The sequence below is a fragment of the Novosphingobium sp. PhB55 genome (assembly GCF_004368805.1).
GTDB lineage: Bacteria > Pseudomonadota > Alphaproteobacteria > Sphingomonadales > Sphingomonadaceae > Novosphingobium.
The window spans coordinates 971,826-995,211 of record NZ_SODQ01000001.1; the positions used below are offsets into that span (position 1 = coordinate 971,826).

Annotated in this window: 19 protein-coding genes and 1 tRNA gene; 9 read left to right on the top strand and 11 right to left on the bottom strand. The window is 59.2% G+C overall.

Annotated features, from left to right (window positions below; translation table 11 throughout):
- The first annotated feature begins 361 nt into the window (after positions 1 to 361).
- Positions 362 to 874, top strand: coding sequence for a hypothetical protein (locus EDF57_RS04500; RefSeq protein ID WP_134093210.1), 513 nt, complete (start codon positions 362 to 364; stop codon positions 872 to 874).
- 246 nt (positions 875 to 1,120) lie between these two features.
- Here EDF57_RS04500 and EDF57_RS04505 read toward each other — a convergent pair whose 3' ends face one another.
- Positions 1,121 to 1,336 (bottom strand): helix-turn-helix domain-containing protein, encoded by a 216-nt coding sequence (locus tag EDF57_RS04505; protein WP_134093211.1) that lies wholly within the window; start codon positions 1,334 to 1,336, stop codon positions 1,121 to 1,123.
- Positions 1,337 to 3,100: 1,764 nt separating this feature from the next.
- Between EDF57_RS04505 and EDF57_RS04510 the strand changes: the two genes are divergently transcribed.
- Positions 3,101 to 3,463 carry a hypothetical protein gene (locus EDF57_RS04510; RefSeq protein WP_134093212.1) on the top strand — a complete coding sequence of 121 codons (363 nt, stop codon included), beginning with the start codon at positions 3,101 to 3,103 and terminating at the stop codon, positions 3,461 to 3,463.
- On the opposite strand, the gene EDF57_RS04515 is transcribed toward EDF57_RS04510, so the two are convergent.
- The 3 genes from EDF57_RS04515 to EDF57_RS04525 form a co-directional block, all read right to left on the bottom strand.
- Positions 3,460 to 4,368: a HEPN domain-containing protein gene (locus EDF57_RS04515; protein WP_134093213.1), complete on the bottom strand. Its 909-nt coding sequence runs from the start codon at positions 4,366 to 4,368 to the stop codon at positions 3,460 to 3,462. The genes EDF57_RS04510 and EDF57_RS04515 overlap by 4 nt on opposite strands.
- A gap of 57 nt (positions 4,369 to 4,425) precedes the next feature.
- On the bottom strand, positions 4,426 to 4,644 hold the full coding sequence (locus tag EDF57_RS25385) for a sigma-70 region 4 domain-containing protein (RefSeq protein ID WP_166675166.1): 219 nt from the start codon (positions 4,642 to 4,644) through the stop codon (positions 4,426 to 4,428).
- A gap of 140 nt (positions 4,645 to 4,784) precedes the next feature.
- Positions 4,785 to 5,672 (bottom strand): zincin-like metallopeptidase domain-containing protein, encoded by an 888-nt coding sequence (locus EDF57_RS04525; protein ID WP_134093215.1) that lies wholly within the window; start codon positions 5,670 to 5,672, stop codon positions 4,785 to 4,787.
- Positions 5,673 to 6,125: 453 nt separating this feature from the next.
- Here EDF57_RS04525 and EDF57_RS04530 point away from each other — a divergent pair, with 453 nt between their 5' ends.
- Positions 6,126 to 6,893, top strand: coding sequence for an NYN domain-containing protein (locus EDF57_RS04530; RefSeq protein ID WP_134093216.1), 768 nt, complete (start codon positions 6,126 to 6,128; stop codon positions 6,891 to 6,893).
- A 329-nt stretch (positions 6,894 to 7,222) separates the two neighbouring features.
- Here the strand turns inward: EDF57_RS04530 and rtcA are convergent, their stop codons facing one another.
- The 5 genes from rtcA to EDF57_RS04550 form a co-directional block, all read right to left on the bottom strand.
- Positions 7,223 to 8,239, bottom strand: a complete 1,017-nt coding sequence (gene rtcA / locus EDF57_RS04535; RefSeq protein WP_134093217.1) for an RNA 3'-terminal phosphate cyclase — start codon at positions 8,237 to 8,239, stop codon at positions 7,223 to 7,225.
- Complete coding sequence (locus EDF57_RS04540; protein ID WP_134093218.1) at positions 8,236 to 9,030, bottom strand: nucleotidyltransferase domain-containing protein; 795 nt, start codon at positions 9,028 to 9,030, stop codon at positions 8,236 to 8,238. The genes rtcA and EDF57_RS04540 overlap by 4 nt, the downstream gene beginning before the upstream one ends.
- A gap of 37 nt (positions 9,031 to 9,067) precedes the next feature.
- Entirely contained in the window at positions 9,068 to 10,294 is a 1,227-nt protein-coding gene (locus EDF57_RS04545) for an RtcB family protein (RefSeq protein WP_134093219.1), read from the bottom strand.
- A 364-nt stretch (positions 10,295 to 10,658) separates the two neighbouring features.
- Positions 10,659 to 10,772, bottom strand: a tRNA-OTHER gene (locus EDF57_RS25390).
- A 159-nt stretch (positions 10,773 to 10,931) separates the two neighbouring features.
- A complete protein-coding gene (locus EDF57_RS04550; RefSeq protein ID WP_134093220.1) occupies positions 10,932 to 12,479 on the bottom strand; it encodes a TROVE domain-containing protein in 1,548 nt (515 codons plus the stop codon).
- A 266-nt stretch (positions 12,480 to 12,745) separates the two neighbouring features.
- On the opposite strand from EDF57_RS04550, the gene rtcR reads away from it, so the two are divergent.
- The 4 genes from rtcR to EDF57_RS04570 all read left to right on the top strand — a co-directional run bounded on the left by rtcR (position 12,746) and on the right by EDF57_RS04570 (position 18,302).
- Positions 12,746 to 14,335, top strand: coding sequence for an RNA repair transcriptional activator RtcR (gene rtcR, locus EDF57_RS04555; RefSeq protein WP_134093221.1), 1,590 nt, complete (start codon positions 12,746 to 12,748; stop codon positions 14,333 to 14,335).
- A 456-nt stretch (positions 14,336 to 14,791) separates the two neighbouring features.
- Positions 14,792 to 15,085, top strand: a complete 294-nt coding sequence (locus EDF57_RS04560) for a hypothetical protein (RefSeq protein WP_134093222.1) — start codon at positions 14,792 to 14,794, stop codon at positions 15,083 to 15,085.
- A 62-nt stretch (positions 15,086 to 15,147) separates the two neighbouring features.
- Positions 15,148 to 16,020: a hypothetical protein gene (locus tag EDF57_RS04565; RefSeq protein ID WP_134093223.1), complete on the top strand. Its 873-nt coding sequence runs from the start codon at positions 15,148 to 15,150 to the stop codon at positions 16,018 to 16,020.
- Complete coding sequence (locus EDF57_RS04570; RefSeq protein WP_166675168.1) at positions 16,017 to 18,302, top strand: UvrD-helicase domain-containing protein; 2,286 nt, start codon at positions 16,017 to 16,019, stop codon at positions 18,300 to 18,302. The genes EDF57_RS04565 and EDF57_RS04570 overlap by 4 nt, the downstream gene beginning before the upstream one ends.
- A 243-nt stretch (positions 18,303 to 18,545) precedes the next feature.
- Here EDF57_RS04570 and EDF57_RS25395 read toward each other — a convergent pair whose 3' ends face one another.
- Positions 18,546 to 19,178 (bottom strand): hypothetical protein, encoded by a 633-nt coding sequence (locus tag EDF57_RS25395; protein WP_166675169.1) that lies wholly within the window; start codon positions 19,176 to 19,178, stop codon positions 18,546 to 18,548.
- Between EDF57_RS25395 and EDF57_RS04575 the strand changes: the two genes are divergently transcribed.
- The gene (locus tag EDF57_RS04575) at positions 19,101 to 20,441 is read left to right on the top strand and encodes a DUF4209 domain-containing protein (RefSeq protein WP_166675170.1); all 1,341 of its coding nucleotides are present in this window, start codon (positions 19,101 to 19,103) and stop codon (positions 20,439 to 20,441) included. The two genes, EDF57_RS25395 and EDF57_RS04575, sit on opposite strands and share 78 nt — an antisense overlap.
- A gap of 241 nt (positions 20,442 to 20,682) precedes the next feature.
- Here the strand turns inward: EDF57_RS04575 and EDF57_RS04580 are convergent, their stop codons facing one another.
- Positions 20,683 to 21,819 carry a DUF5677 domain-containing protein gene (locus EDF57_RS04580; protein ID WP_134093226.1) on the bottom strand — a complete coding sequence of 379 codons (1,137 nt, stop codon included), beginning with the start codon at positions 21,817 to 21,819 and terminating at the stop codon, positions 20,683 to 20,685.
- A gap of 631 nt (positions 21,820 to 22,450) precedes the next feature.
- On the opposite strand from EDF57_RS04580, the gene EDF57_RS04585 reads away from it, so the two are divergent.
- Positions 22,451 to 23,083, top strand: coding sequence for a tyrosine-type recombinase/integrase (locus EDF57_RS04585; RefSeq protein WP_134093227.1), 633 nt, complete (start codon positions 22,451 to 22,453; stop codon positions 23,081 to 23,083).
- Positions 23,084 to 23,386: the final 303 nt, after the last annotated feature.

The window sequence follows — 23,386 nt, forward strand, 5'->3', positions numbered from 1 at the left end:
TTCGCAACTGTTGCGCGAAAATGCTTCGCTTTCTTCCACGTGGCGGCGATCGAGCTATTGCGCCATCTCACCGCTCGCCCGATAAACGGCACTGGCCGGCCCGAGGAGCGGCAATTCACTACTTCCGTGAACTGCGCGACCGCTGTCCGGTTAGTGCAACCGTGTCGGATCCGGCAGATCATGATGACCTGATGGCGCTGCTCCGGCGTTACGACATGTGCGGCCTTGACGGTCCAAGCAAGATCGGGGTGGGGGTGGACCGGTTCGAGACCCGGTTGAACATCACTAACGGGGGTAGAAATGTCGGCTTCTGGGTTGTCCGGCTGGACGTAGCGAAACGGACTTCAGCTTCATCCGGGCAATGAACGAAGCTCCCAAAGGGGCTTTTGATCAGCTCGTCGATGCCTGTCGAACAGTCGTTCAGGCTGAGTTGCAGTGCGCGCGCATCGCATATTTCGCGATGCACGCGGATCGATCCGGAAGCGTGGTTTGCGAAGTCTCCGGCGACCGCATTTCCGAGCGCAATTGCGGACTGGAATATGCTGGGCGGGGATTTTCTGAACTGGTCGGCGATTTCGCTCTCGCGCAGGGGTGGCAGGACGGCATCCCGGAAGGTGCCCTGAGCGCACCAGCCGACGCACAGACGACGACATCGTTTGCAAGCCCACCGTATGCAACGGCGTTTCGTGAGTTTCACCGAACCACTGCCCGCGTCCGCGTCGTCTCCAAGAAGATCGTCACGGCGCACAGCCTTCTTGACCGAGGCCCAAACGAGCAACAGCGATCCCAAGGCTGCACACATCCTCTCGTAAGTTATATCCCATGCCGCCCCTCGTCGACTACATCTATCCACCATACCTTCGGCACTGAGTGATGTTGCCTGAAGGGGAGCCTGCAAAGGCAATGCGATTGTTGCCAATCGTCAATCATGGCCTTTCTGAGCGGGGAACAGAAAGCGGCTGATCCGCACTTGGGAATGGAAAATCGTTGGCCGAATGACTTAGTAGGGCCGACACCGAAAGCCGACATCGAGGCGTTGTAATGTCCACTATCCGCTTTCATGTCAGCGTAACTGCCCTTCCTGACTGTCCCACGCCTAAGACATAAGCGTGCCGTAGCTTCACAAATTCTCGATCAACTCTCGCAGGCTTTTCATCGGCACCAGGGTTGCACCTCCGATCTTCACGATCTCCAAATTCCCTTCAGCGATCATCTTGTAAAGAGTTGACCGGCCTATGCCGATTAGGCGGCAGGCTTCGGGAATACGCACCGCGAGTGGTTCAGTCGGCGACAGAACCCGCCGATTTCCCGCCAAACGCTTCTCGCCATTCTCCATCGCTTCACTCCTTAGAAAGAAACGTCGCTCGTCCGCCTGCCGATCGAAGGCCCTGCCGGTTGTGCGGTGGCCATCCGCTTCGCGCCACTTAAGCCTGACACCCAAGTCATCCGCCAAACGCCCGTTCGGACATGAACTCGCGCCGAACCGAGATTGCCACGGAGGTAAGGTCACAACTTGACGCCGTGTATCTGCATGATCCTCAGCATATCTTCTGCGGCTATCAAGCGGCAGGCGCCCTCCGGTGGACCCAAGACACTTTCTGGGGCAGCCCAGATTTCAATTCAGTATCTGACCGGCGTTTGCGACCGCCGCTTAGAGGCCGAATATGTCCCCCTTTCCAACACGGGAATCTCAGCCCTTCATCTAAAACCGCAAGTCCAAGCTCAAGCGGCCATGAGTGGCATCGAATAATTACGCCACGAATTTTCCGGCCGGGGCGGCTTCGAATGCATCTGGGTAGCGCGCATATGCTGCGGCTTTAAACAGACCAAATTCGTGATCGATCGAGGGTTTAGGCCCGGCGGGAAAGTCACAATTCCGTTTTCAAGCCAACCGCTGTCTATCCCCTGCATCGCATCGCATCGACTCAAACGACGACGATAAGTCCGATTTCCAGGTGGGGATCGCGGGCGCCTGCTCGTCGGATCCGAGAAAAACAATCGGGCAGGCCCATCACTATCGCAATCGCGTCAAGTTCGCGCTCGGAGCCAACATCCTGCGTTTCCATTGCCAACCGCGACGAACAGGTAGCGGCAGTACGCTGCTCTTCGAAAAGGCCCCCTCCTCCTCGACCATACCCACGATCTCGCCGGGATCCTGGATCCCCTTATCCTTCTGCAGCAGCTTTGTATGGCTTTCAGCTGGCGGTCCGCGGCAGCAATCTTGTCATTGCGCCATCCATTCCCCTGAGGACCGTTCCGCAGCTCTCGAGCGCAATGGCAGCACTCCATTTCACCTTTCGTCGCGTCACGCAGGTTGAGCTCAGTAATATCTGGGCCGGAACAAGGCGTTTTCCCGCACGATTTCGTCAAAGGCAATAACAAGATCGATGGCCTGCCTGTGAGCGCCGCGCAAAGACATAGCATGGCGACTGCCTATCGCCCCCACCGAGACGAGCCGCAGGGTCATTCTCGAGGTTCTGCAGCAGCTGACGGTCAAGGCCGCATAGCCAAGCGCTGCTCGCCTACATTAAGCGCGAAGATCAATCGAAATCGCCGCGATCATGGGTAGTCGCTCCCGGAAATCCCATTGCCAAAGACGACGTCTTTGCCGGTCCTGAAATGCGTGACGCATTCGCCCAGGGAGTACTCCCCTCACCCTGGATATTCTCCAGGCGCGCCATGTCCGGAGACACTACCTTCGCAAAGAGTTTCGATCGGACGGCAATCCGGCACCTCAGTTGACCCATGCCGTCCTGCTTGAAAGCACGTACCATACGGCAACACTCGGCCGATCCCGGAGCATCCGGCTCGAACGCAGAAGAGCCATTTTCCGCCTCTGCTATCGCAAGAATTGGCACCCTCCGACCACGCTCTTCCAAAATGCGGGAGCCTCCCGCTAAACCGATGTGCAGACAGCAAAAAAAAGAGGACGGGAGGCCCTGTTTCTATCTTGCCCTCCGCCCTTTCCGCCCCCTCTTCAGCCCCTCCCCCCTTTTCCCGCGCTCAAGAATTCAGCCGCTATCCCCTCGAGAGAGCTTGTCCGATGTTCGCTATATGTTCTATTGATTGTGCTCACTGAGCCGCGAACAGGAGCTGGAAAATGGGCGTGCGGATCGAAGCATTGGAGGGAAATCGCCTACAATTATGCGGCGATATCGACACCGTCCTCGATGTCCCGGCACGCGGGATTACCGAGGGATTTTCGCTGGCATTTTCCGATGGAACCTTGGTGGGTGCGAACTGGATTCCCGGCGGCCCCGCATGCCAATTTGCCATCGCAGCCGAAGGTGCCGCGATGGTCAAAATCGTGCGTCAGGGCTTTGGAGAAGCGCTGGAATTAGACTGGAATTTCGATTGGATCACGCTCGCGTGCGGCACGGAAACGCTGCAGCCTTACGCCCTGCCCGACGGCGAGGACGTGCTGCAGCTGACGCTGGATATCGAAGTTAAAGAAGTCGCCTAGGAGGCGCGAACAGGCTTCTGGAGGTGCGCCTCGCAGGCTTCCTTCACGAGCGTATGGAGCAATTCGACGCGCTCGACGATCCACTCCAGTTCAGCGTCCCTGACCGTGTAATACTGCGAGTAGCGGGCCTTGACGTAGGCCTGCTTCAGCAGCTCGAAACAGCGCCGCGTGAACTTGCTGTCGCGCGGCCAGACCGGAATCAGGTCGCGGACCAGGTCCTCGCTACGGTTTCGCAGAAACTCGATGTTATGCGACTTCGGGGTGTAGAGCGTCAGGGTGAGAAGCGTGGCGTGGTAGGCATGCTCGGTAGCCTGATGCAGCATGAACGCGGCTTGGTTCCCCCACCCCTGCGAAATCATGAATTTTGATCCGGCGAGAAAACGGCTCGCGCTCTCAAACCACTGCTTATAGTTGCGCGCGGCCTCTTCCAGCTCGACGCCCGTATCAAGCGGCTTGGGCAGCTCGAACTGGCTCTCTTCCAGCGAGTAAAGCACCACGCCTTCGCGAACGACGTCCATGAAAAACGGACGGCTGCGCGAGAGCTGCGCGTTCACATCCTTCATGCTGTGGATCACCATGCCGACCGGCGCCGAAATACGCTTGGCGATATCATATTCGCGAGCGAGATGGTCCTGTGCCCGGTACCATAGCTCGGGATCGGCCAGCCGTTCGTCGCTGACGATCACGAGGATATCGTAGTCGGAATAGTAGCCACCGGCGTGATCCTCGATCCAGTTCCCCCGGGCATAGGAGCCGTAGAGGATGACCTTGGATATGCGCCCCTGCTTCTTCCACGTCTGGGTGGCTAGCGCATGGGCGTCCTCGAATTCCGCGAAGATGATCTGCACAACGCGTTCGAGGTCGTGGCGCTTGCGGTCGGGAAGGTGATCGAGGCTTGTCTTCATGGTGCTATCCGGATTGTGGGCGCAAGGCTCAGGCGGCGCAAGGAAAAGACGGCGGGCTCATGGCCCGCCGCCCTCTTCCAGCGCCTTGGAGATGACGCGAATGGCCCTGCTCATGCGCCGCTCGATGTCGTGAACGGATCGCCCCGTGCGCCGCGCAATCTCCCGGTAATCCATGCCGTCGAGCCGGGCCGCAAGGAACACTTCGCGCTCAAGAGGAGGCAGCGATGCCACCGCAGCCTCGATCCGCTCGAGCTCTTCGGCGCTGGGCTCCGGCAACGGCCTTGGATCGACTTCGGGGTCAGGACGCGGCTGCAAAACCGGCCCCTGCCCACCCTCCCCACGGCCAGGCCTAGGAGCATGCACGGGTCCCTGACGACGCAAGAACAAGCGCCGGGGCAGCCTGATGGAAAGCCGGATCATGCCGCCCTCTCCCCACATGAGAGAAGAAGATCGGCCCCCTTGCTGGCGGCGCTGGCAGCCCGGAAGATCGCCTTTTCATCGGCGCGCATGACTTCGAGCCATGCCCCGATATAGTTGCTGTGCCGCACCGTCGGATGGATGCCGAGCGCCGCGCAAGTGAAAGCCGCCGTGATCTCGGCAATCAGTTCTTCGCGGGCATACTGGGCAGAGCCGAACCTCCCGGACATATCGCGGTCCAACCGGCCCTTGCCGCCTGCCCAGTGCCCCATTTCGTGAAGCGCCGTGCGAAACCAGTTCACCGGTTCATGGAAAGCCGCCTGCGGCGGAACCTGCACGTAATCCAGCGTTGGAGAGTAATAGGCCTCGCCCCCGCCAATCCTGAAATCCGCGCCGCTCGCAGCAATCAGCCGGTCCACTTCTGCATGGCTCAAGACCGGATCGGGCACGGCAACCTCGCCCTCGAAACCCTGCGGCAACCCTTCACATTGATCGATATTGAAGACCACGAAGCGCTTCAGGAACGCGATCGTCCTTGCCTCCCGGTCCTCGCCCCGCGCCTTCTCCGCCTCGTCCCTTGGCATAAACCGGTCCGCATAACAGACAACCGTGCCCTTCTCGCCGCGCCGGACATTTCCGCCCGCCGCCATCGCCTGCCGATAGGTCAGCCAGCGCTGCGAGGTGAACTCCCGCTCCACCGCCTCGCACCACAGGATGAGGATGTTGATCCCCGAATAGGCCCGCCCTGAAGCGGCATTGCGCGGCATCATACAGGGGCACCGGGACGAGTCCCACGGCTGCACCCAGGGAAGCCTTCCCTGCTCGAGCTCGCCGATAATGCGGGCAGTAACTTCTCCATAAAGCGATAGACGCTCTGTCCTGCTCATTACCCTACTCCTTTTTCTAAACCGCCATTGACCGGCGCCGGGGTGGCGGGGGGCGGCAGGAGCGGACCAGGAGCCTCGCCGAGATGGCGGGCTGCACCCGAAGGGCCGAAATGAAATGGAGGAGCGGGCGAAGCCCGGGTTGCGGCGCGCCATGGCGTGGCTATCGGTCCGTGACGCCCCCCGCCAGCCAGGAGCAGGGCAAGCGCCGCCATGCCGCAGGCAGGGCGTCCGCATTCGGCCCGCAAGGGCCCCACCTGTCAGGGATCGTCACCCGAAGGGACGAGACGCCAAAGGCGGCTCGGTCGAGCAAAGCGAGATAGAGCCCGGCCGCGCGGGACGCGCGGTGACAGCCCACCCGGCCATAGCCGGACCACCGGGAACCCCAGACAACGCCGACAAAACCAAGAACGATTTAAGGGTGGAAGACAGCCCTAGGAAAAGTCATGATAAGCCATGGCTTCAGAACCAAGAACTCCAAGGCTCGCCGTCCTCATCGACGCGGACAATGCTTCCTACCGGATTGCGGACGGACTGTTCGCGGAGATTGCCAAGATCGGCGAGGCCAGCGTGCGCCGTATCTACGGCGACTTTTCCGGAAGCAGACTGAAATCCTGGTCGGACGTTCTGGCCACCCATGCGATCATGCCGCACCAGAACTTTGCCAACACCGTGGGCAAGAACGCATCGGATATTGCGCTCGTCATAGACGCCATGGATCTGCTCCATAGCGGCCGCTTCGAGGCATTTTGCCTGGTGTCTTCGGACAGCGACTTCACCCGCCTCGCTGCCCGCATCCGCGAACAGGGTATCGATGTCTACGGTTTCGGGGAACAGAAGACGCCCGAAAGCTTCCGTCAGGCCTGCAAGCGATTCATTTATACGGAAAACCTCCTGCCCGAAGCCCCGACCTCCGATGAACCGGAAAGGCCGGATCAGCGACCTGCCTCGGCCGCGCGCTCACCCTCCATGGCGGTCCCGCTGATCCGCCGCGCGGTCAAGCAACTCGAAGACGACGACGGCTGGGTATCTCTGGGAGGGGTGGGCCAGCGCCTCGCGACCTTAGCCTCCGACTTCGACCCCCGCACCTTCGGCCAGGCCAAGCTCGGCGACCTGGTCGAGAAGACCGGCGCGTTCGATGTGAGGCGCACGCCGGGACGCGGCGTCCATATCCGATACAAGCAGCCGCCCAAATCAAGCGGTACAGGAAAGTCCAAGACGTAGGTCCTCATACAGGCCGCGCTGGGCTCTACCGGACCTTCATCGGCTAATTAATCCCAGCGAAGCCAGAGCGCCGGGGGGCCCCACAGTTTCCGCTTAGTAGGATTGACGACGCCGCTCCGTCCGAAGGAGCACACAGAGGTGCTCGCGAGCAGTACGAACTGGGCCAACGACCTTCTGCCTCGACAACCCCGGGGGTATAAAAGCGAGATAAACCCGAGAGGGAATAATCGCTATTTATGCCCCTCCTGAGATTTGTACTCGAACGCATAAAGCCGCAGCGCGTCACCTGTCAGAGCCAGCTTCTCATCAGGTCCCATTTTCGGGCCCGCCTATGCGAATGTGACCTGATGATGCCCGGATTCGTTCAGATCAAGATCGATGCGCGTTCCAACAAAGCGCCGGGCGATCTCTATACCCGTCAGCAAGTGGCCGCTGGGCTTCACAGTCGTGAAACACCCCGCGCCTGCCAGCACAAACGGCAACACGAGCTGGTCGGCCAGGTACGGGCCTGCGAAGGCCCCGGATTCGACGTAGCCCTTGAGCCGCCCAGCGGCGGTCTTCGCCAGACGTTCGGCCGGAACGCCGAGCTGTCCGAAACCGCTGGCGATCTCGGTCACCGTGTCCTTGCGCGCCTCGATCATCAGAATGATCCCCGGCCCCTGATCCGCCGGCAGTTCGCGCAAGGAGAAAGCTTCCTCATGCCAATCCGGAAAATCCTTACGGAGCCGCGTCATCATTCGCAGAGCGATCTCGCCGGGCAGACCCGCAAACACCACCTGGGCCGAAGCATCGCCCAAAGCCCCGGATTCTAGGCACTCGATGGGGCGAAGCGGAGCGGGCGTGATGTCCACCTCGATACGGCCGCCGCCGCGCGGGTAGAAACCGTGCCGCACCAGCCTTGCCTCGACCCGGGGGCCCATCCGGTTGATCACCGGCAGAAAGGCCCGCTCGATGAAGTCGAACGGTGGCGCCAACATGTTATGCGTGCCGCCTTCCAGCACCAGCCGCGAAGGCCGGTCAGCCAGCACCAGCGGCATGAGCACGGTCTGCAGGACCAGACCGGTGCTGCCCGCCGTGCCCACCGAGAAATGGTATTCGCCTGGCTCGACCCGGCCGGGCCGGAATGCGATTTCCGTCGAGCCCACTTCAAGGCCTTCCACTTCGGCATTGCCGATCCGCGCCGCCGCCTCGACGGCGGTCACGTGCTGGCGCATCAGGCCAGGCTTCGAGCGCTTGCCGCGCACATTGGCGATACGGAACGGCTTGCCGGTGACGAGCGAGAGCGCGCAGGAATTGCGCACGACCTGTCCGCCGCCCTCTCCTTCGGATCCATCGATTTCAATCATGCGTTTACCAAGTCCAAAAATATTTCTTCGGCCGCCCGGAATGAATCGGACGCCATCGCGCGCACGGGCATTTCGTCCAAGCGCCCCAGTTCATCGCGGATCATCGCGTCGAGTTCGGGATAACGCCGGGCATTGCCCTGCTCCCGCATCTCGCGCTTTGCGGCGACGAGATCCTCGATCATCGCCGTGGTAGCGAGTGAAAGATCGGTCACTGCCATGAGCTGCTGGAGATTCATCGGCGGCCGAAGCGCCGGATCAAGCCGCATGGCACGGATCGCAAGCGCCGGACGCAAGGCGTAGAAGTACCGCTCCACGGGGACCGCGGCCTCGTCTTCAGGCCACAGATCCACCGCATTGCGCCCCAGGCTGGCATAGTGCCGGGCGACCCCGCGCGGATCGAAGACCATGTCTGCCAGGGCCGCCACTCGCGCCATGACCGGATGATCCGCGCGATAGCGTATCGGCGATTGCAGCCATTCACTGCCCGTCGCGTTCGACTTGAGCATGAGCCCGAGCAGCTTGCGCAGATCCCAGCCGTTCAGATCGACCTCGTCGACGATGGGCCGCTCGATCACGTCGCGCGGCGGTCGCAGCGCCAGATAGGCATCGCGGGCGCGCACATAGACAAAGCGGACATCATAGTCGCTATCGGGCGAAGGAAAGCCCCAGGCCCGCGAGCCGGATTCCACCGCCAGCAACAGGTGCGCGCCATCGTCCGCCTCGATTGCGGCAAGACGGCGGCCGATTTCAGCCTTTACGGTCGGGTCGATTTGCCCCGTCACGGTAATCACTCCATTCGAGTTCGGGTGCGGTGGCCCGCGTGAGGGATCACCCCTTCACGCAGACCACCTGCTTCAAGGTATGGACGATCTCGACGAGGTCGGCCTGGGCCGCCATCACCGCCTCGATCGGCTTGTAGGCGCGCGGCGTCTCATCGATGACGCCCGCATCCTTGCGGCATTCGACACCGGCCGTATCGGCCACGTGCTCGGCCAGCGACACTTGCCGCTTGGCCTCGTTGCGGCTCATCACCCGGCCGGCCCCGTGCGAGCAGCTGTGGAAGCTCTCCGGGTTGCCGAGCCCGCGCACGATGAAGCTCTTCGCGCCCATCGAGCCCGGGATGATCCCCAAGGTGCCTTTGGCGGCCCGTACCGCCCCCTTGCGGGTGACCAGTACGTTTTCACCGAAGTGGTTCTCCCGCGTCACATAGTTGTGATGGCAGTTCACCGCTTCCAGTTCGGCATCGAAGGGCTTGGCGATCTTCAGGCGCAGCGCGGAAATGACTTGCGCCATCATCATGCGACGGTTGAGCGCCGCGAAGTCCTGCGCCCACTCCACCGCCTCGACATAGTCGTCGAAGTGATCGGTGCCTTCCGGGAAGTAGGCAAGGTCCTCGTCCGGCAGGTTGATATGCCACTTGCGCATGTCCTGCTTGGCCAGTTCGATGAAGAACGTGCCGATGGCGTTGCCGACCCCGCGCGAGCCCGAGTGCAGCATGATCCAGACGCGGGCCTCTTCGTCGAGGCAAAGCTCGATGAAGTGGTTGCCCGTCCCCAGCGTGCCGAGGTGCGTCAGGTTGTTGGTGTTCTTCAGGCGCGGGTGCTTGTCGCACAGCCGTTCGAAGCGGACGGCGAGCGTCGCCCAGGCCTCGACGATGGCCGGCGGCGGAGCCCCCCATGAACCGCTGTCACGCTTGCCGCGCCCGACCACGCGCCCGTGCGGCACCGCCTGCTCGATGGCAGAACGGATGCCGTCCAGACTGTCGGGCAGGTCGTGCGCCATCAGCGAGGTGCGCGCGGCCATCATGCCGCAGCCGATGTCGACGCCGACAGCCGCCGGGATCACCGCACCCTTGGTCGGGATAACCGAGCCCACGGTCGCGCCGATGCCGACATGCACGTCGGGCATGGCCGCCACATGGCGGAAGATGAACGGCATCTTCGAGGCGGCGGCAAGCTGGTTCTTCGCCTTCTCGTCCACGGGGACACCGCGGGTCCACATCTTGATGGGCACGCCGCCCTCGACCTGCCGGAATTCGAAACTGGTGTCGGTCATGGCCGATCTCCTTGAAAATACGTCATAGGTGCCGGCGACGAGGTTTGGCGAGACATCCCGGTGAAATCCTTTCGGCTTCATCCGGGGCGGAATCGAACCGCTCGGCCTTTCGGCCTTTACCGATGTAGTCCCGCCGGCATTCGCCAGCTTTGAATAGAGTCACGGCGACGAGGATTGGGAAGGACGTTGCCCCAAAAGGGGCGCCGCTCTGACCGCTAAGCTACAGGCCCACCAAACGGTGGATCCGGCGGGATTCGAACCCGCGCCTGCATCGTGACAGGATGTAGTCCTTGCCCGGCATTCGCCGTGAAAAAATGGGTCGGCCGTGGCGACGAGAAATGGCGAGACGTGGTCCTTAAGCTACATGGCAAGGCGGGATTCGAACCCGCATCTCCCCTCTCCATCCCATCGCAAGGACGGGAGGATCGGGGCGCTTTACTCGTCGGACCTGCGTATGGTGCCAATGTAGTCCCTGCCGCATTCGCCACGGCCTGAAGCGATGTGTCCTCGGCGACGAGGTATGGCAAAGACCGCTCTACCCACTGAGCTACCACCCGTTTCCGGGCGGGCAGGATTCGAACCTGCGACACGTGTAGTCCTTGCCTCATTCGCCGAGGATGCACTCGCCTTTCAGTCTTCAAACCTCCGTTTCGTTGACAATTTCGACCCAGTCGCGCGTCTGCCCGGAGGCAAAGCGCGCCATTTCGTCGAACACCGCATCGGTGAAGCCACCGACATTCAGGATATCGTCCCGGCTCTTCGCCTGGGTGGTGCCGTAAGGCGCGATATCGATGCAGATCAGCTTCGCACCCGGATTGCGGGCCTTCAGCCGGTTCCACTCGTTCATCGTCGCCGTGGCACCGCTGCGAGACGGATCGACCCAGGATTCGTTGTCCGAGACGATCACCACGGTATCGACCCTTGCCCTCTCTCGGTTGAGCAGAGCTAGCGGTGCGGAAACATTCGTGCCGCCCCCACCAACCCCAGCCAGCTTCGCGGCATTCACCGCGACGTGGGCCTTGGGATCGAGCTTCAGCGAAACCACGCTGCACTCGAAGGGCAGTACGCGGGCCTGCCGGTTTCCGCGCAGCATCGCCGCCGCGACCAGCGCCGCGACATCGATGCACCGCACTTTCGAACTCGCGCCCTTGCGATAACCGGTCACCGGGCTCGACATCGAACCAGAAACGTCCGGGCAGACCACGACATTGCCGGAGAGGACCGGAACTTTCGCAAGCGAGGATTCCAGCGCCTTTTCCAGTGCCGCCTGCACTTCCAGCGGCACACCTTCCCCCACCTGTCCCATCGCGACCATGAGCTGGTAAGGCATGACCCGCGCACGAGAGAGCGCCTCCGCATCACCAAGCCGCCTCCCAACCGTGCCGCTCACACCCGGAACCAGAAAGGCTCCGCTGCGAGCAAGCGTGTTGAGGTTCATGCGCAGCGCCTGCCAGCCCATCCGTCCGGCCAATTCGCCCCACTGCTCGGCAGAGAGCGAGTGCGCAGTCAGCCATTCGAACGGCACCGGCGGCAGCGGCAGCGAGGTATCCCGCTTCCACGCCTCGAACGCGGCGATTTCGGCTGGCAGGGCGGCAAGGTCGTAGGGCTTGCCGATCAGCCAGCCGTACAACGCACGCCGTTCTGCCGACACGGGGACCGGGTGAACCATTCTGATGATATCCGCCAGGGAGGGATCGTTGCCGGTCGCCGCCGCCATCAGGCTTTGCATGGAGGCTGCTTCCAACCACTCGCGAACGAGGCGCTTGGGACGCGAGCCCAGCGAGCGCCGGCCGACCTGCCCGGAACGCATGATCTGCACGAAAGTGCGCAGCATGCGGCCGTTGTCGATCACGCGCCGGAAGACGCGCACCGCAAGCTCGGGGTCGGCGGTGGTCAGATAGGCCGTCAGCAAGGCGGGCATATCCTTCATCGCGCCGGACTCGCGGGCATAGATCGCAGCCTTGGCTACGAATTCCGGCGAAACGTCCGCGGCGGCGGCCAGTACATCGGCAAGCTGCGCTTCGGCGCCGGAGTAGAACCCGTCGGACAGCGCACCGGTGGCGGCAAGCTGGGCCAGCTTCGCTTCGGGACCATAGGCATAGGCGACGCCGCCTGCATGGTTCACCACGTCAGCGCGCGGCAGGAGCCGCGAAGCAGTGCTGGCAAAGAGGCGCTTGAGAGCCATGGTTGCAATTCCTCGTTTCGGGACTGGAGGCGGCCGGCCTATTCCGGCCGCCCCGCTTTCCCGCTTCATCATGTCGGAGTGTTCGACCGCTCCGACGGAAGAGTAATTGCAGGCACCGTGCCAAACTCGATTCTGCGCTGAAGAAAAATTCAAGAATCGCAGAAATCTGCGGAATTTTTCGGTCCGCCACTATGCCTGTCTCCCATCGTCTAAAGATGGTGATCCAATATTTGTATCCATACATATAAGCTGATATCCAGATTTATATGCGATCCACCACTGTCATCGGCTTCCTCGGCTCCACGCTCGACGCATCGAAGTTCGGCCCCTCGCGTTGGATGAAATGGCGCCCCTCGGTGGCGCTGGCCATGCATGACGACTTGCGTGTCGATCGTTTCGTGATGATGCACGGCTCCGGGCACAGCCGCCTTGCCGAGTTTGTCAGCGAGGACATCGCCTCCGTCTCGCCCGAAACGACGGTCGAGCGGCACGTCGTCAACTTTCAGGATCCTTGGGATTTCGAGGAAGTCTACGGAAAGCTGCTCGATTTCACCCGCACCCTGAAGATCGACCCCGAGGCGGAAGACCTACTGGTCCACATCACCACCGGCACCCATGTTGCGCAGATCTGCCTGTTCCTGCTGACAGAAGCGCATTACCTGCCCGGCCGACTGCTCCAGACGCAGCCCAGCCGCCGCGCCGATGGCACCGCACCAGGTGCCTGGAGCGTGATCGACCTTGACCTGTCGCGCTACGATTCCATCGCCACCCGCTTTGCTGAAGACAGCCGGGAAAGCGCGTCATTCCTGAAATCGGGGATCGAAACCCGGAACGCCGCCTTCAACGCAATGATCGAGGAGATCGAGCAGGTCGCCTCTCGCACGCGCGCGCCGATCCTGTTGATGGGGCCGACCGGCGCCGGCAAGAGCCAGCTGGCCCGCCGCATCCACGACCTCAAGAAAGTGAAGCGGCAAGTCTCCGGCCCGTTCGTCGAGGTCAATTGTGCCACCTTGCGCGGCGACAGCGCGATGTCGGCTCTGTTCGGACACAAGAAAGGCGCCTTTACCGGAGCGGCGGCGGACCGTGCCGGCCTGCTGCGCAGCGCTGATGGCGGGATGCTGTTCCTCGATGAGATCGGCGAACTCGGCCTGGACGAACAGGCAATGATCCTGCGCGCGATCGAGGACAGGCGCTTCCTGCCCATAGGTGCCGACAGCGAAGCCTCCAGCGACTTCCAGCTTATCGCCGGCACCAATCGCGATCTGGCGCGCTGCGTGGTGGACGGGACCTTTCGAGAAGACCTCTTCGCGCGCCTCAACCTCTGGACATTTTCGCTCCCCGGCCTTGTCGACCGGCGCGAGGATATCGCCCCCAATCTGGACTACGAACTGGATCGCCATGCCGAACGCGAGGGCGAAAGAATTTCGTTCAACAAGGAAGCGCGCGGCCGTTACCTGACCTTCGCGATGTCCCAAGAAGCGCACTGGAACGGCAACTTCCGCGACCTTGCAGCCAGCGTAACGCGCATGGCAACCTTCGCGCCGAAAGGCCGCATCGATCTGGTGACGGTCGACAACGAAATCACCAGACTCGGGCGCCTCTGGTCAGGCAAAACGCGCACCAAGGACGATGGCCTGGCAACGGTCCTCGACGCCGAGAGACTGGCCGAGATCGACCCATTCGACCGCGTCCAATTGGTTTACGTCATGCAGATATGCCGCGAGAGCACTTCTTTATCGGAAGCCGGACGACGCCTCTTTTCCGCCTCACGCGCGCGCCGCAATACCACTAACGACGCCGACCGGCTCAGGAAGTATCTGGCTCGTTTCGGATTGGATTTCGCGATAATCCAATAACGCACGCTAGTACCGAATGCTCACCACAGCAGCATAGCCCCTTGAAATCCGACACCCATTCCCGTCGTTGGTCGGGGTCATTCGCAAGAACTGCCGTTCCCGGCGCCGTAGCGCCTGCCCGCCTGAAGGGCGGAATCTGGGACATTCGAGACGGTCGGCTTCAGAAAGACCCATCTAGGAAGGCCGCCATTCACAGCCCATAAAAAGTCAACAGAAGAAGCGCAGCGACGCCCCCATGCGGGTCGCTTAATGCTGTACGGGAATTTCCCGCGTCAATCGGTGCGGAACTGGGCCTGTGATCGGCGTCCAATCTTGGACCGGGCATTGCGTGCACCTTTAGGCCATAGCGGATCGACGCAGGGCATAGCCCGGGGGAGCTTTACCACGGCGTGAAGGACTTTTCTGAGAGGTGGGTGCGAAGTAATCGGTCCGGCAGATGGAGTGGATCATTTCGTAATGGTCTTCGAAAGTGATCAGGGTGGTCTTGGGAACACACTCGCCGGCAATCCGAAGGCATCTAACTTTCTGGTCATTAATGAGTGGCATGAAAGCCAGATCGTTGACAGCCCATGCAAACTTGGTCTGGATGGAGAAGAGTTGAATCTCATTTTCAACCTTCGGAAAATTGGCGGCCGGTTGGTCGAACCAGGACGCAAGCCTGTGGTGACCATCCAACTTGCGGAACAGGTGGAGATGCGAACAATACGATGGCTTACTGGTTCCGGTTCAAATGATATTCACGGAAATTAATAGTTACTAAAATTGGACAATTTATACTAACGAATTATTTTCTTATATAACAATACATAAAAATGAAGGTGGTGATGTTAAGAAACTTGGCTCCCGGTGAGTTTATCCAAGGAACAATATTTACATGCGCGCTTTCAGATTCCTATCCGAATATTGCGGCTCTCGGCATGCTGATCACTGCTCGCTGTGACACGGCGCAAGATAAGGCGGAAGTATACAATTACATACCATTGGTGCCGGTTGAATCTTGGATTGCAAAAGATGGCTTGGAAATCGTTGCGAAGCGCGCGGCCGCCAATGAAATGGGTTCAATGAAGAAGGCCATTGCCGACGCTGGCATGGATGATGTCATAATTGAACTTATAAGCTTTGATGAAATCCTTCGAGAACTAAAAAAGGGAACATCAAAGCCGGAAAAATCCATCGCGGCACGCTTTGAGAAAGCTCTTACATCTTATAATTTAGCTAAACACATTATAAATCAAGAAAATAGATTACTTAAATCCTCCCTCGAATACCTATCATCAAACGATGGAATATATAAATCTGTAATAAAAGAGTTGATTAATAATGGTATAGCGGAATTCCATTACATACAAAAATCATACAGTGGCGAGGAAACCCGCGGATATGTCGCGTTGATGCGTGAAATACGATTTATTTCTTCGTCACTGGGAAAAAAGATAGCCATAGGCTTGGATGTAAATGAATTCGATGCTGAGAAAGATTCTTATGCGCCGGGATTGAATCATGTTCGCTTTTCCAAAGATCAGGACTTCGCCATGCCTCTATCTTGCATTTCATCGCCTTTAATTGAGTTGGTTATGCAGCGCTTTGCTAATCTATTTTCTAGAATTGGTGTTGAAGACATTCCGAAGGAGTGGATTGTTGAAGCGCACTCATGGGTGAAGGTCATGCAGGAAGATACGAAATGAGTTATATAGCAATCCGCCGCGACGCCTTAGAAGAAATTATCTCTGCACGACTACTTCAGTCTACGGAATTTCCGGATGGCCTGGAGTTGGCGAAAGCAATACAATCACGACAACCCGGTAAAATATCCACCCGTATACGCATGATGTCCACTAAAAATGGCCTTTTCGTATACTCTAATAGGCCTGAAGAGACAAAGTTTGTCATTTTCGATGCGGGGCAGTGTGAGGGCTTCGGCCCGGGAGATAGCCTTTCTGTTACTTTAAACTATATACAAAAATCCCTTAGGTTTGCGACTAAATATTGGCAGGGAATTGTTCTAAGCCCCAATGAGGGAATATCGAGGGATGGCGCAAGGGGGATCGTCTTTCCGTTTCCTATCAGTCAGCAGACTGAAATCCGGCTTGTTATCGATCTCTCGCCAGACGGGGAGCGGCTCTCGAAGCGGGGAAAGGCAGGTCGTTATTTGCTCGTTTTCAGAGCTGCCGAAAACGCGAAAAATGGCACGGAGGAGCCCACTCTCGGCGAATTTCGTCGATTCCTGGATGATTTGGATGATGTTGAGGCGACGCTGAACTCGGCTCAGCCTGAAGTTTCTAACGTCGGAATTCCTGCGCTTTCCAGCACAACGCTCAGCGAAATCGATGGCAAGGTGGATCCGCACCAAGCCTACGAAACTTGGTTGCACTTGCTAACATCTGATCAGGCAGACTTTGTAACATCGGAGTTGGCTTCCCCCAAGAGGGTGGATGGGCCTGCTGGTTCCGGTAAAACAGTCTCGCTATCGTTGTCGGCAATCCATACCATGATCGCCGCTGAGAAGAATGATGCGGATTGTCAGGCTATCTTCATCACACACAGTGAGGCAAGCCGCAGAAGCATTGAAACAATGCTAATATCGATGGGTGGCGAGCGGTTCATGTCGCGTGACCCCATTCAGCGCTGGCTTCGGGTCATGACATTGCAGGGCTACTGCGCTGAAATATTACGGACAGAGATTTCGGCGACAGAACTCGTTGACCCCGATGCCTTTGACGCCAAGCAGCTACAGACAATGTATGTCGAAGAAGCTCTAAAGAAAGTTAGTTCTGAGCTGCCGTCGTTCGAAAGATTTATGTCTCCTGCGTTCCGAGCATATCTTGAGGAGGAAGAGGAAAGCCTAAAAATATCGATGCTTCAACATGAAATTTCAGTAGTTATAAAAGGAAGATCAAAAGAGAATTTTGACATATACAAGAGAATCCCGCCACTAAGTACCGGATTGCCCATATCTAAAGATGGGGACAAAGGATTTGTTTGGCGAGTTTATGAATTTTATCGCCATCAACTAGAAGCTGGCGCCCAATTTGACACTGACGACGTCGTTTTGACGGCCTTAAGCCAATTGACTACGCCAATCTGGCGACGGCGGCGAGTGAGGTTTGGTTTTGATGCAGTATTCGTTGACGAAACACACCTATTCAATATGAATGAACTCTCGGTATTTCATCATCTAACTAAATCAGATGTTCGATTCCCCATCGCTTTTGCAGTAGATCGCACTCAGGCGATCGGCGATCGCGGCTGGGTTAATGACATCGACGTTTCTGTGTTGGTGCCACATGGTCAGGATATTCAAGCGAGCAAAACGGCGTTGCGATCGATATTTCGGTCGTCTCCTGACATCGTCAATCTTGCATTTACGATTACCTCTTCCGGTGCAAATCTGTTCACTAATTTTGAGGACCCACTCCTCAAGGCTCACAGTAACATGAGTTTTGAGGAGGAGAAGAAGGCTGAAACGCCAAGCTATCGGGAATATGCAACTGACGACGCGATGATCAACAGCGCCTTCTCATTGGCCGATGAAATGCGATCAAGCATGGGGACATCTCGCGGCGAAATTGCAATTATTGCCTTCACTGAGGAGTTGTTTGCGGGGCTTCAACGTGAAGCTGCGAGTAACGGTAAGCCCGTCGAGCTGCTAAAGCAGCGCAATGATCATGAGATCGCGAAGCGAGCCAAGACTGCAGGGCGGTTTGTTTTGTCGCTTCCAGACTATGTCGGCGGACTCGAGTTTGACGGCGTAATTCTCGTAGGCGTGGATGAAGGAAGGGTCCCGCCAACGTTTCTCAGTCAGCGCGCCGAGAGCAAGGCGTACATGTCGTATTCGGCCCACAATCGGCTCTATGTCGCGATAAGCCGAGCTCGCTATCGTGTTGTTATGATGGGAACGAAGGAACGAGGTGCCAGTCCACTGCTTGGCGCTGCATTTGCATCAAAAGCACTTCTCAAAAGTACGTAACTGAAAATGCCTGACCGCCTTGCAGGGCAGGTGGTCAGGCAATCTAAAAGTAGTTTTAGAATGCTGAATTTCCGCACTCGGTAACAGAAAGTCCCCGCCTTAACGGCAATGATGGGTCGGTTTCGCTGGCTTCAACCGCCAGCACTTGGGACTTTTCTGTCTTTCCTAAGCGATGTCTTTGACGGCAGCTTCTGGCACGAGCAGACACTAGCGTTTACCGATCCTTCGGTCTAAATTGACAGGTTAAAGATGAACGACGAACCAGTGACAGATGATGTCATCGGAGAGCAGCCGCTTTTCGACCCGGTCTCTCGCGAAGATTTCGCTGCGGTCGATCTCGACGCGCTCACGGCTGGCCTGCGCCGACTCGATCGCCATGCGCTCGTCGATCTCTTCTGGAGCAAGGTCAAGGAAGCTCAGGACGCCGGGGACGCGGTCGCAGAACGCGTCTATCGCCTGGTCTCGTCCCTCGTCGGCCTGCACCTGCGCGTCGAAGCCGAGGGCGATCCCTTCGGCTTGCAGTGGCAGAGCGAGGCGCGCCGGACGGCCCTGCCGCATAATTTCAGCGGCGATCAAAGCGAAGTGCTTGCCGATATCGCGCCTACCATCCGTCATCCGACCCTGCGCTCTCGCTTCGCCGATATCGCCTATGAGACCGGCGTTCGCCGGGCCGGGCGAACCGCGATCGAGGCCTATTGCGAGGTAGCGCGCCGCTTCGCAGACGGCAGCGCCGAGCTCCAGTTTCCTGAAATGGGGACCCGCGCGATGGACTGCGTGAAACCGCTCGAGCGCTGCTTCATGGTCAATGCGCGGATCGCGAAGCGCGGCACACTCGTCGAACCTCTGGCCGAAACCGTCCGCCTTGCCTTCGCCCATGCCCTCGACGCGCGTGCCTATTTTCCTCTCACCCAGATCGGTCGGCGCGTGCTCCAGGCCAGGTTGATACCCGCCGAAGAGGTCGCGGCGGCGGCGGCCGATCTAGCTGCTAGCGCGGTGTCCGACGACTATTGTCTGGCGGTCAAGGAATGCTGGCAGCTCGCCGCCGACGCCTATGACCGCGCTGGCGATGCCGAGGCTAGCCGCGAAGCCTCGATCAAGGCAATCGAGCAGACGCTCGCCATGGTCGACACGGTGACGCAGAGTTCGGCGAAGGCCCATTGGGTCAAGGAGACGCTCCGCGAGTTCCGTGCCCTGGGCGGTGTGCCCGAGCGCGTCACCGAGATGCGTCGGCGCCTGCGCGAGTTGCAGGACATGTCGCTCGACGAATTCGGCAGCTTCTCCGTGCCGCTTGACGGCATCGACGAGCTGCGCGTGCAGACCTTCGATAAATTCAAGGCGCTCAGCCTTTCGGACGCCATGCGCGCCATGGTCGGCTTTTCGATTCCCGACGATGTCGAGGAGTTGAAAGCCGCAGTACTCAAGCAGGGCCGGGAGTTCCCGATCTCGAACCTATTTGCTGCAAGCTATGCTGACCATGAGGGACGTGAAGTGGCGCGCGGGCCGTCGCTCGATTTCCAGGATGAGCCGACCGAAGCCTGGTACAAGGAGCATGGCATCCGCTATCTCGGCATCATCCGGCGATACCGCGTCCATGGCAATATCGAGCCTGCCCGCCAGGCCGTCCTTGAGCGCTACTCGGTGAATGAACAGCATCTCTTGCCGATCGTCCAGGCGAGCAACTTCATTCCCGCTGGTCACCATCACATCTTCTCGATCGGCTTCGCGCGGCTCTGGCAGGGCGACTATGCCACCGCCACCCACCTGCTCCTGCCGCAGGTCGAGAATTCTCTGCGGCATATCCTCCAGATGGCGGGGCGCGACGCGGCCAAGATCGAGGAGGATGGCATCGAGGGCGATCGCCCGCTCAACGTTTTGCTGACCCTCTATCGCGCCGATCTTGAGGTCATTCTCGACCAAAACATAGTCTGGCAGATCGACAGCCTGCTCAACTTCCGCCCCGGACCCGCGCTTCGCAACGAGCTCGCCCACGGCAAGCTCGCCTGGAACGAGTTCTACACCGATGAGGCGATTACCGCATGCTGGATGGTCTACATGCTGACCCTCGCGCCAATCCTGCGCTATTGGGACAGCCATGTCGCGCCCGCGATCGATGTCATGACATCAAGCGGAGAAATTTAGCGTCTCGGCCGGCGCCCATAGACCATACGGCGTGCTGCATAGAGTATTGGTCGCGTGACCGAGCGTACGCTTTGACCGGCGCAATCGTCAGCTTCCGTCTAAACCCGGACCTTTAAAATAGATAAATCAAAAGGCCAGCTTTGGTCGACACCTGCCGGATTAGCGGGCGGTCTGCACGTGGGGAGCGAGATTTGGGCGCTGAGCGTCTTGGAAGGGTCGGGCGGAAACGGTCGGGATTGGGTCACCGCTTCGCGCGCTCCCTCTTGAGTTGCGCGCGGTGCGCGCGATCGAGCGCACGCTGCGCCTTATCTAGCTGGTTCAGGAGTTCGTCTCTTAGCTGCGCTAGGATTTGCCACTCGAGCATCCGGTCGAACCGTGTGGTGCCCGACGACAAAAGGGTCGTGACGAACACCAAGTCGTAGGCGGTGTTCCGTGCCGGATCTACGAAGCCCGCGTTACTAGCGCCGGCCAGTGCCGTAGTGGTGCCATGGCCGTCAAGAAGGCCAAGCCGGAAGTCGATGCCACGGGCTCCTGCGTGGACGTTGTAGCTCGCCATTCGATAGTAAGACTGCATGGCGCCCTTACCCGCCGCGACTTCGAGATCGACCAGCCGTGGCTTTTTGAGCCCGAGATGCTGTGCCGCCCAGCCATACTCCGATCCGAAGTTGTTCCCAAAACGATCGAGGCACGCTTGGTATTCCCGCTCTGTTTCGGCGATGTCCCGTTTCGTCGGCGGCGCGTAGCCAAGCTGCTCGTACGATAAGACGAACCGGTCCATCGCCCGTTTTGACTCAATGGCTGCGTGTGACCTGTACCGGATCGCCAATTCCTCGCCGTGCTCCGCTAGAAGCGTCGCAACGACCGTGATCTCATGAAGCGTCCGCCAACGGGCCATCGCGCCGTCCGCAAGGCCGTTCTCCATCAAAGTGATAATCTCGAATACCACCTGACAGGCCCTCGCGTGCAGGTGGAGCATGGTGTCGTTAAGCACAGGCTTGCGCTTAGCGCGCGAACGGCGGCGAGCGGCTGCAATGCCGTCGCCGATCTCGACCGAGATCGTGTACATCATCCGTAGTGTCGCAAAGGCGTCGCCCCAGCGGTCGTGCAGGTTGGCGGAGAACCCCGCCATGACCATCTGGTCGTATTCCCGCTGCGCTGGCCAGTCGGCTCGGAGCGACCGAACGATGACCTCCGCGGCGCTCGCGAGTGCTTTAGGAATAATCTCAGGCAGCTCTTCAGACGCGAATTTGAGAGCGGCTTCGAATGCCGGCATCAGGTCGTGGCCGGTCAACTCGATGTCGACGCCGACATCATCCGTTCCGTCCCAATTGAACGGCGCTGCGGGGGTGGTGGCGAGGTGCTCGGCGAGGGCGGTCACCAACTCGCCGGGGGCTGACGGGGCTTTCTCGATAATAAGGTCAGATAGCCGTCTGACTAGGAATGCCCTCGGTGCATCCCTAAATTGATCGCGAAGGGCGCGGTTCAGACTGCTGAGCGGCTTCTTTCCCCGCGCCTTCAACGATATCCCGTCCCCCCGACTACTCAACGCCATAACTCCATCCGATGCTGATCCGCCGCCCATACCCTGTCGTTCGGCGGCTAATCGGCGAGCGGACCGTAAGGGGCTACCATAGCCGCAAGTGGCGACGAGGCACCTCTTATAGGATACTTTCCGTTGAGATTGGTCGCGACACGGCGGGCGCGAGGAAAGCTAGGCAGCTTGATGTGCCGGACGATCCAGCTGCTAACACAACAGGTAACCGAGAAAGGCAAGGTGCCGGGCTTTGATCTTCTCGTGGATACGCAGGGAAGCTTCTGATCGAGCGTTTGCGTTGCGCTCCTGACCGTCTAAAAGTGGTCTGTCCGCAATCGGCCATCGCAGGGCAATCAGTATAGAAAAGTTGCCGGTCCGCTCCGGGAGAGCAGAAATCTGCGCCTGTATGACCGAGAAGGGTCGGGCCTCTCCTGAAGCGTTCTAACTATGGCCGCAGGGCCATAGGAGATTTGTCATGGGATTATCAGAGTTTGATCCCGCCGCTCGTGAGCGGGTATTTTGGAACGCCGGGCGCAAGGTTGGTGCGAAGCGAGCGCTAAAGCCCCGTCAGATATGGGCGATCCGTTTCTTTCTCGACCAGCATGGGCGGATCCGGGACCGTGCCCTCTTTGACCTGGCCATCGATAGCAAGCTTCGCGGATGCGATTTGGTGAAGATCAGGATCAGCGATATCGTTTGTGATCGGAAAATTCGAACACGGGCCACGGTTGTACAGCAAAAGACCGGCAGACCGGTTCAGTTTGAACTGATGACCGATGCTCGCGCCAGCCTGCTCAAATGGCTGGAACTGAGAGGCGGATCCTTGGAGGATTTTGCATTTCCGAGCCGCACCGATCACGCAGCCCACATAAGCACAAGGCAATATGCTCGCCTTGTTGACGAATGGGTCACGGGGATCGGACTGCCCAGCGAGGACTATGGCACGCACTCTCTGCGCCGAACCAAGGCCTCGATCATCTACAAGGCGACTGGAAATCTCCGCGCCGTCCAGATTTTGCTTGGGCACACGAAGATCGAAAGCACGGTGAGATACCTCGGCGTGGACGTGGAGGACGCTTTGACGCTCGCAGAGGGCACTGAAATCTGAAGGTCCTTGCCGTTGCAAGGACCCAGGGCCTACAGCTTGGCAGCTGCTCTGCGCCCATTCTCGCCGTTCGACAGCGATGTTCCCGGCGTCGGAAGAGGACATTCAAATTTTGACGGGGCCTGGCACAATTCCGCCGTTCCGTATGGCTTGGGCGCGATGGCTTCGGACACGGGCAGGCTTGCACGTTAGGTGCTGTTGACAAAGTTGGCATCCATGGTGACGTTACGTGAGTGAAATTTCGCAATGTCATTGAACCCTTTACGGAAGGACGGACCTTTAGGTGCCCCTGCTGCCGTTTCGCTA

Excerpts from the sequence above, each read along its gene's own strand:
- EDF57_RS04500 (WP_134093210.1), top strand. The coding sequence starts at position 362 with ATGAACGAAGCTCCCAAAGGGGCTTTTGATCAGCTCGTCGATGCCTGT.
- EDF57_RS04505 (WP_134093211.1), bottom strand. The coding sequence starts at position 1,336 with ATGGAGAATGGCGAGAAGCGTTTGGCGGGAAATCGGCGGGTTCTGTCG.
- EDF57_RS04510 (WP_134093212.1), top strand. The coding sequence starts at position 3,101 with ATGGGCGTGCGGATCGAAGCATTGGAGGGAAATCGCCTACAATTATGC.
- EDF57_RS04515 (WP_134093213.1), bottom strand. The coding sequence starts at position 4,368 with ATGAAGACAAGCCTCGATCACCTTCCCGACCGCAAGCGCCACGACCTC.
- EDF57_RS04525 (WP_134093215.1), bottom strand. The coding sequence starts at position 5,672 with ATGAGCAGGACAGAGCGTCTATCGCTTTATGGAGAAGTTACTGCCCGC.
- EDF57_RS04530 (WP_134093216.1), top strand. The coding sequence starts at position 6,126 with ATGGCTTCAGAACCAAGAACTCCAAGGCTCGCCGTCCTCATCGACGCG.
- rtcA (WP_134093217.1), bottom strand. The coding sequence starts at position 8,239 with ATGATTGAAATCGATGGATCCGAAGGAGAGGGCGGCGGACAGGTCGTG.
- EDF57_RS04545 (WP_134093219.1), bottom strand. The coding sequence starts at position 10,294 with ATGACCGACACCAGTTTCGAATTCCGGCAGGTCGAGGGCGGCGTGCCC.
- EDF57_RS04550 (WP_134093220.1), bottom strand. The coding sequence starts at position 12,479 with ATGGCTCTCAAGCGCCTCTTTGCCAGCACTGCTTCGCGGCTCCTGCCG.
- rtcR (WP_134093221.1), top strand. The coding sequence starts at position 12,746 with ATGCGATCCACCACTGTCATCGGCTTCCTCGGCTCCACGCTCGACGCA.
- EDF57_RS04560 (WP_134093222.1), top strand. The coding sequence starts at position 14,792 with ATGGTCTTCGAAAGTGATCAGGGTGGTCTTGGGAACACACTCGCCGGC.
- EDF57_RS04565 (WP_134093223.1), top strand. The coding sequence starts at position 15,148 with ATGAAGGTGGTGATGTTAAGAAACTTGGCTCCCGGTGAGTTTATCCAA.
- EDF57_RS04570 (WP_166675168.1), top strand. The coding sequence starts at position 16,017 with ATGAGTTATATAGCAATCCGCCGCGACGCCTTAGAAGAAATTATCTCT.
- EDF57_RS04575 (WP_166675170.1), top strand. The coding sequence starts at position 19,101 with ATGGTCAATGCGCGGATCGCGAAGCGCGGCACACTCGTCGAACCTCTG.
- EDF57_RS25395 (WP_166675169.1), bottom strand. The coding sequence starts at position 19,178 with ATGGGCGAAGGCAAGGCGGACGGTTTCGGCCAGAGGTTCGACGAGTGT.
- EDF57_RS04585 (WP_134093227.1), top strand. The coding sequence starts at position 22,451 with ATGGGATTATCAGAGTTTGATCCCGCCGCTCGTGAGCGGGTATTTTGG.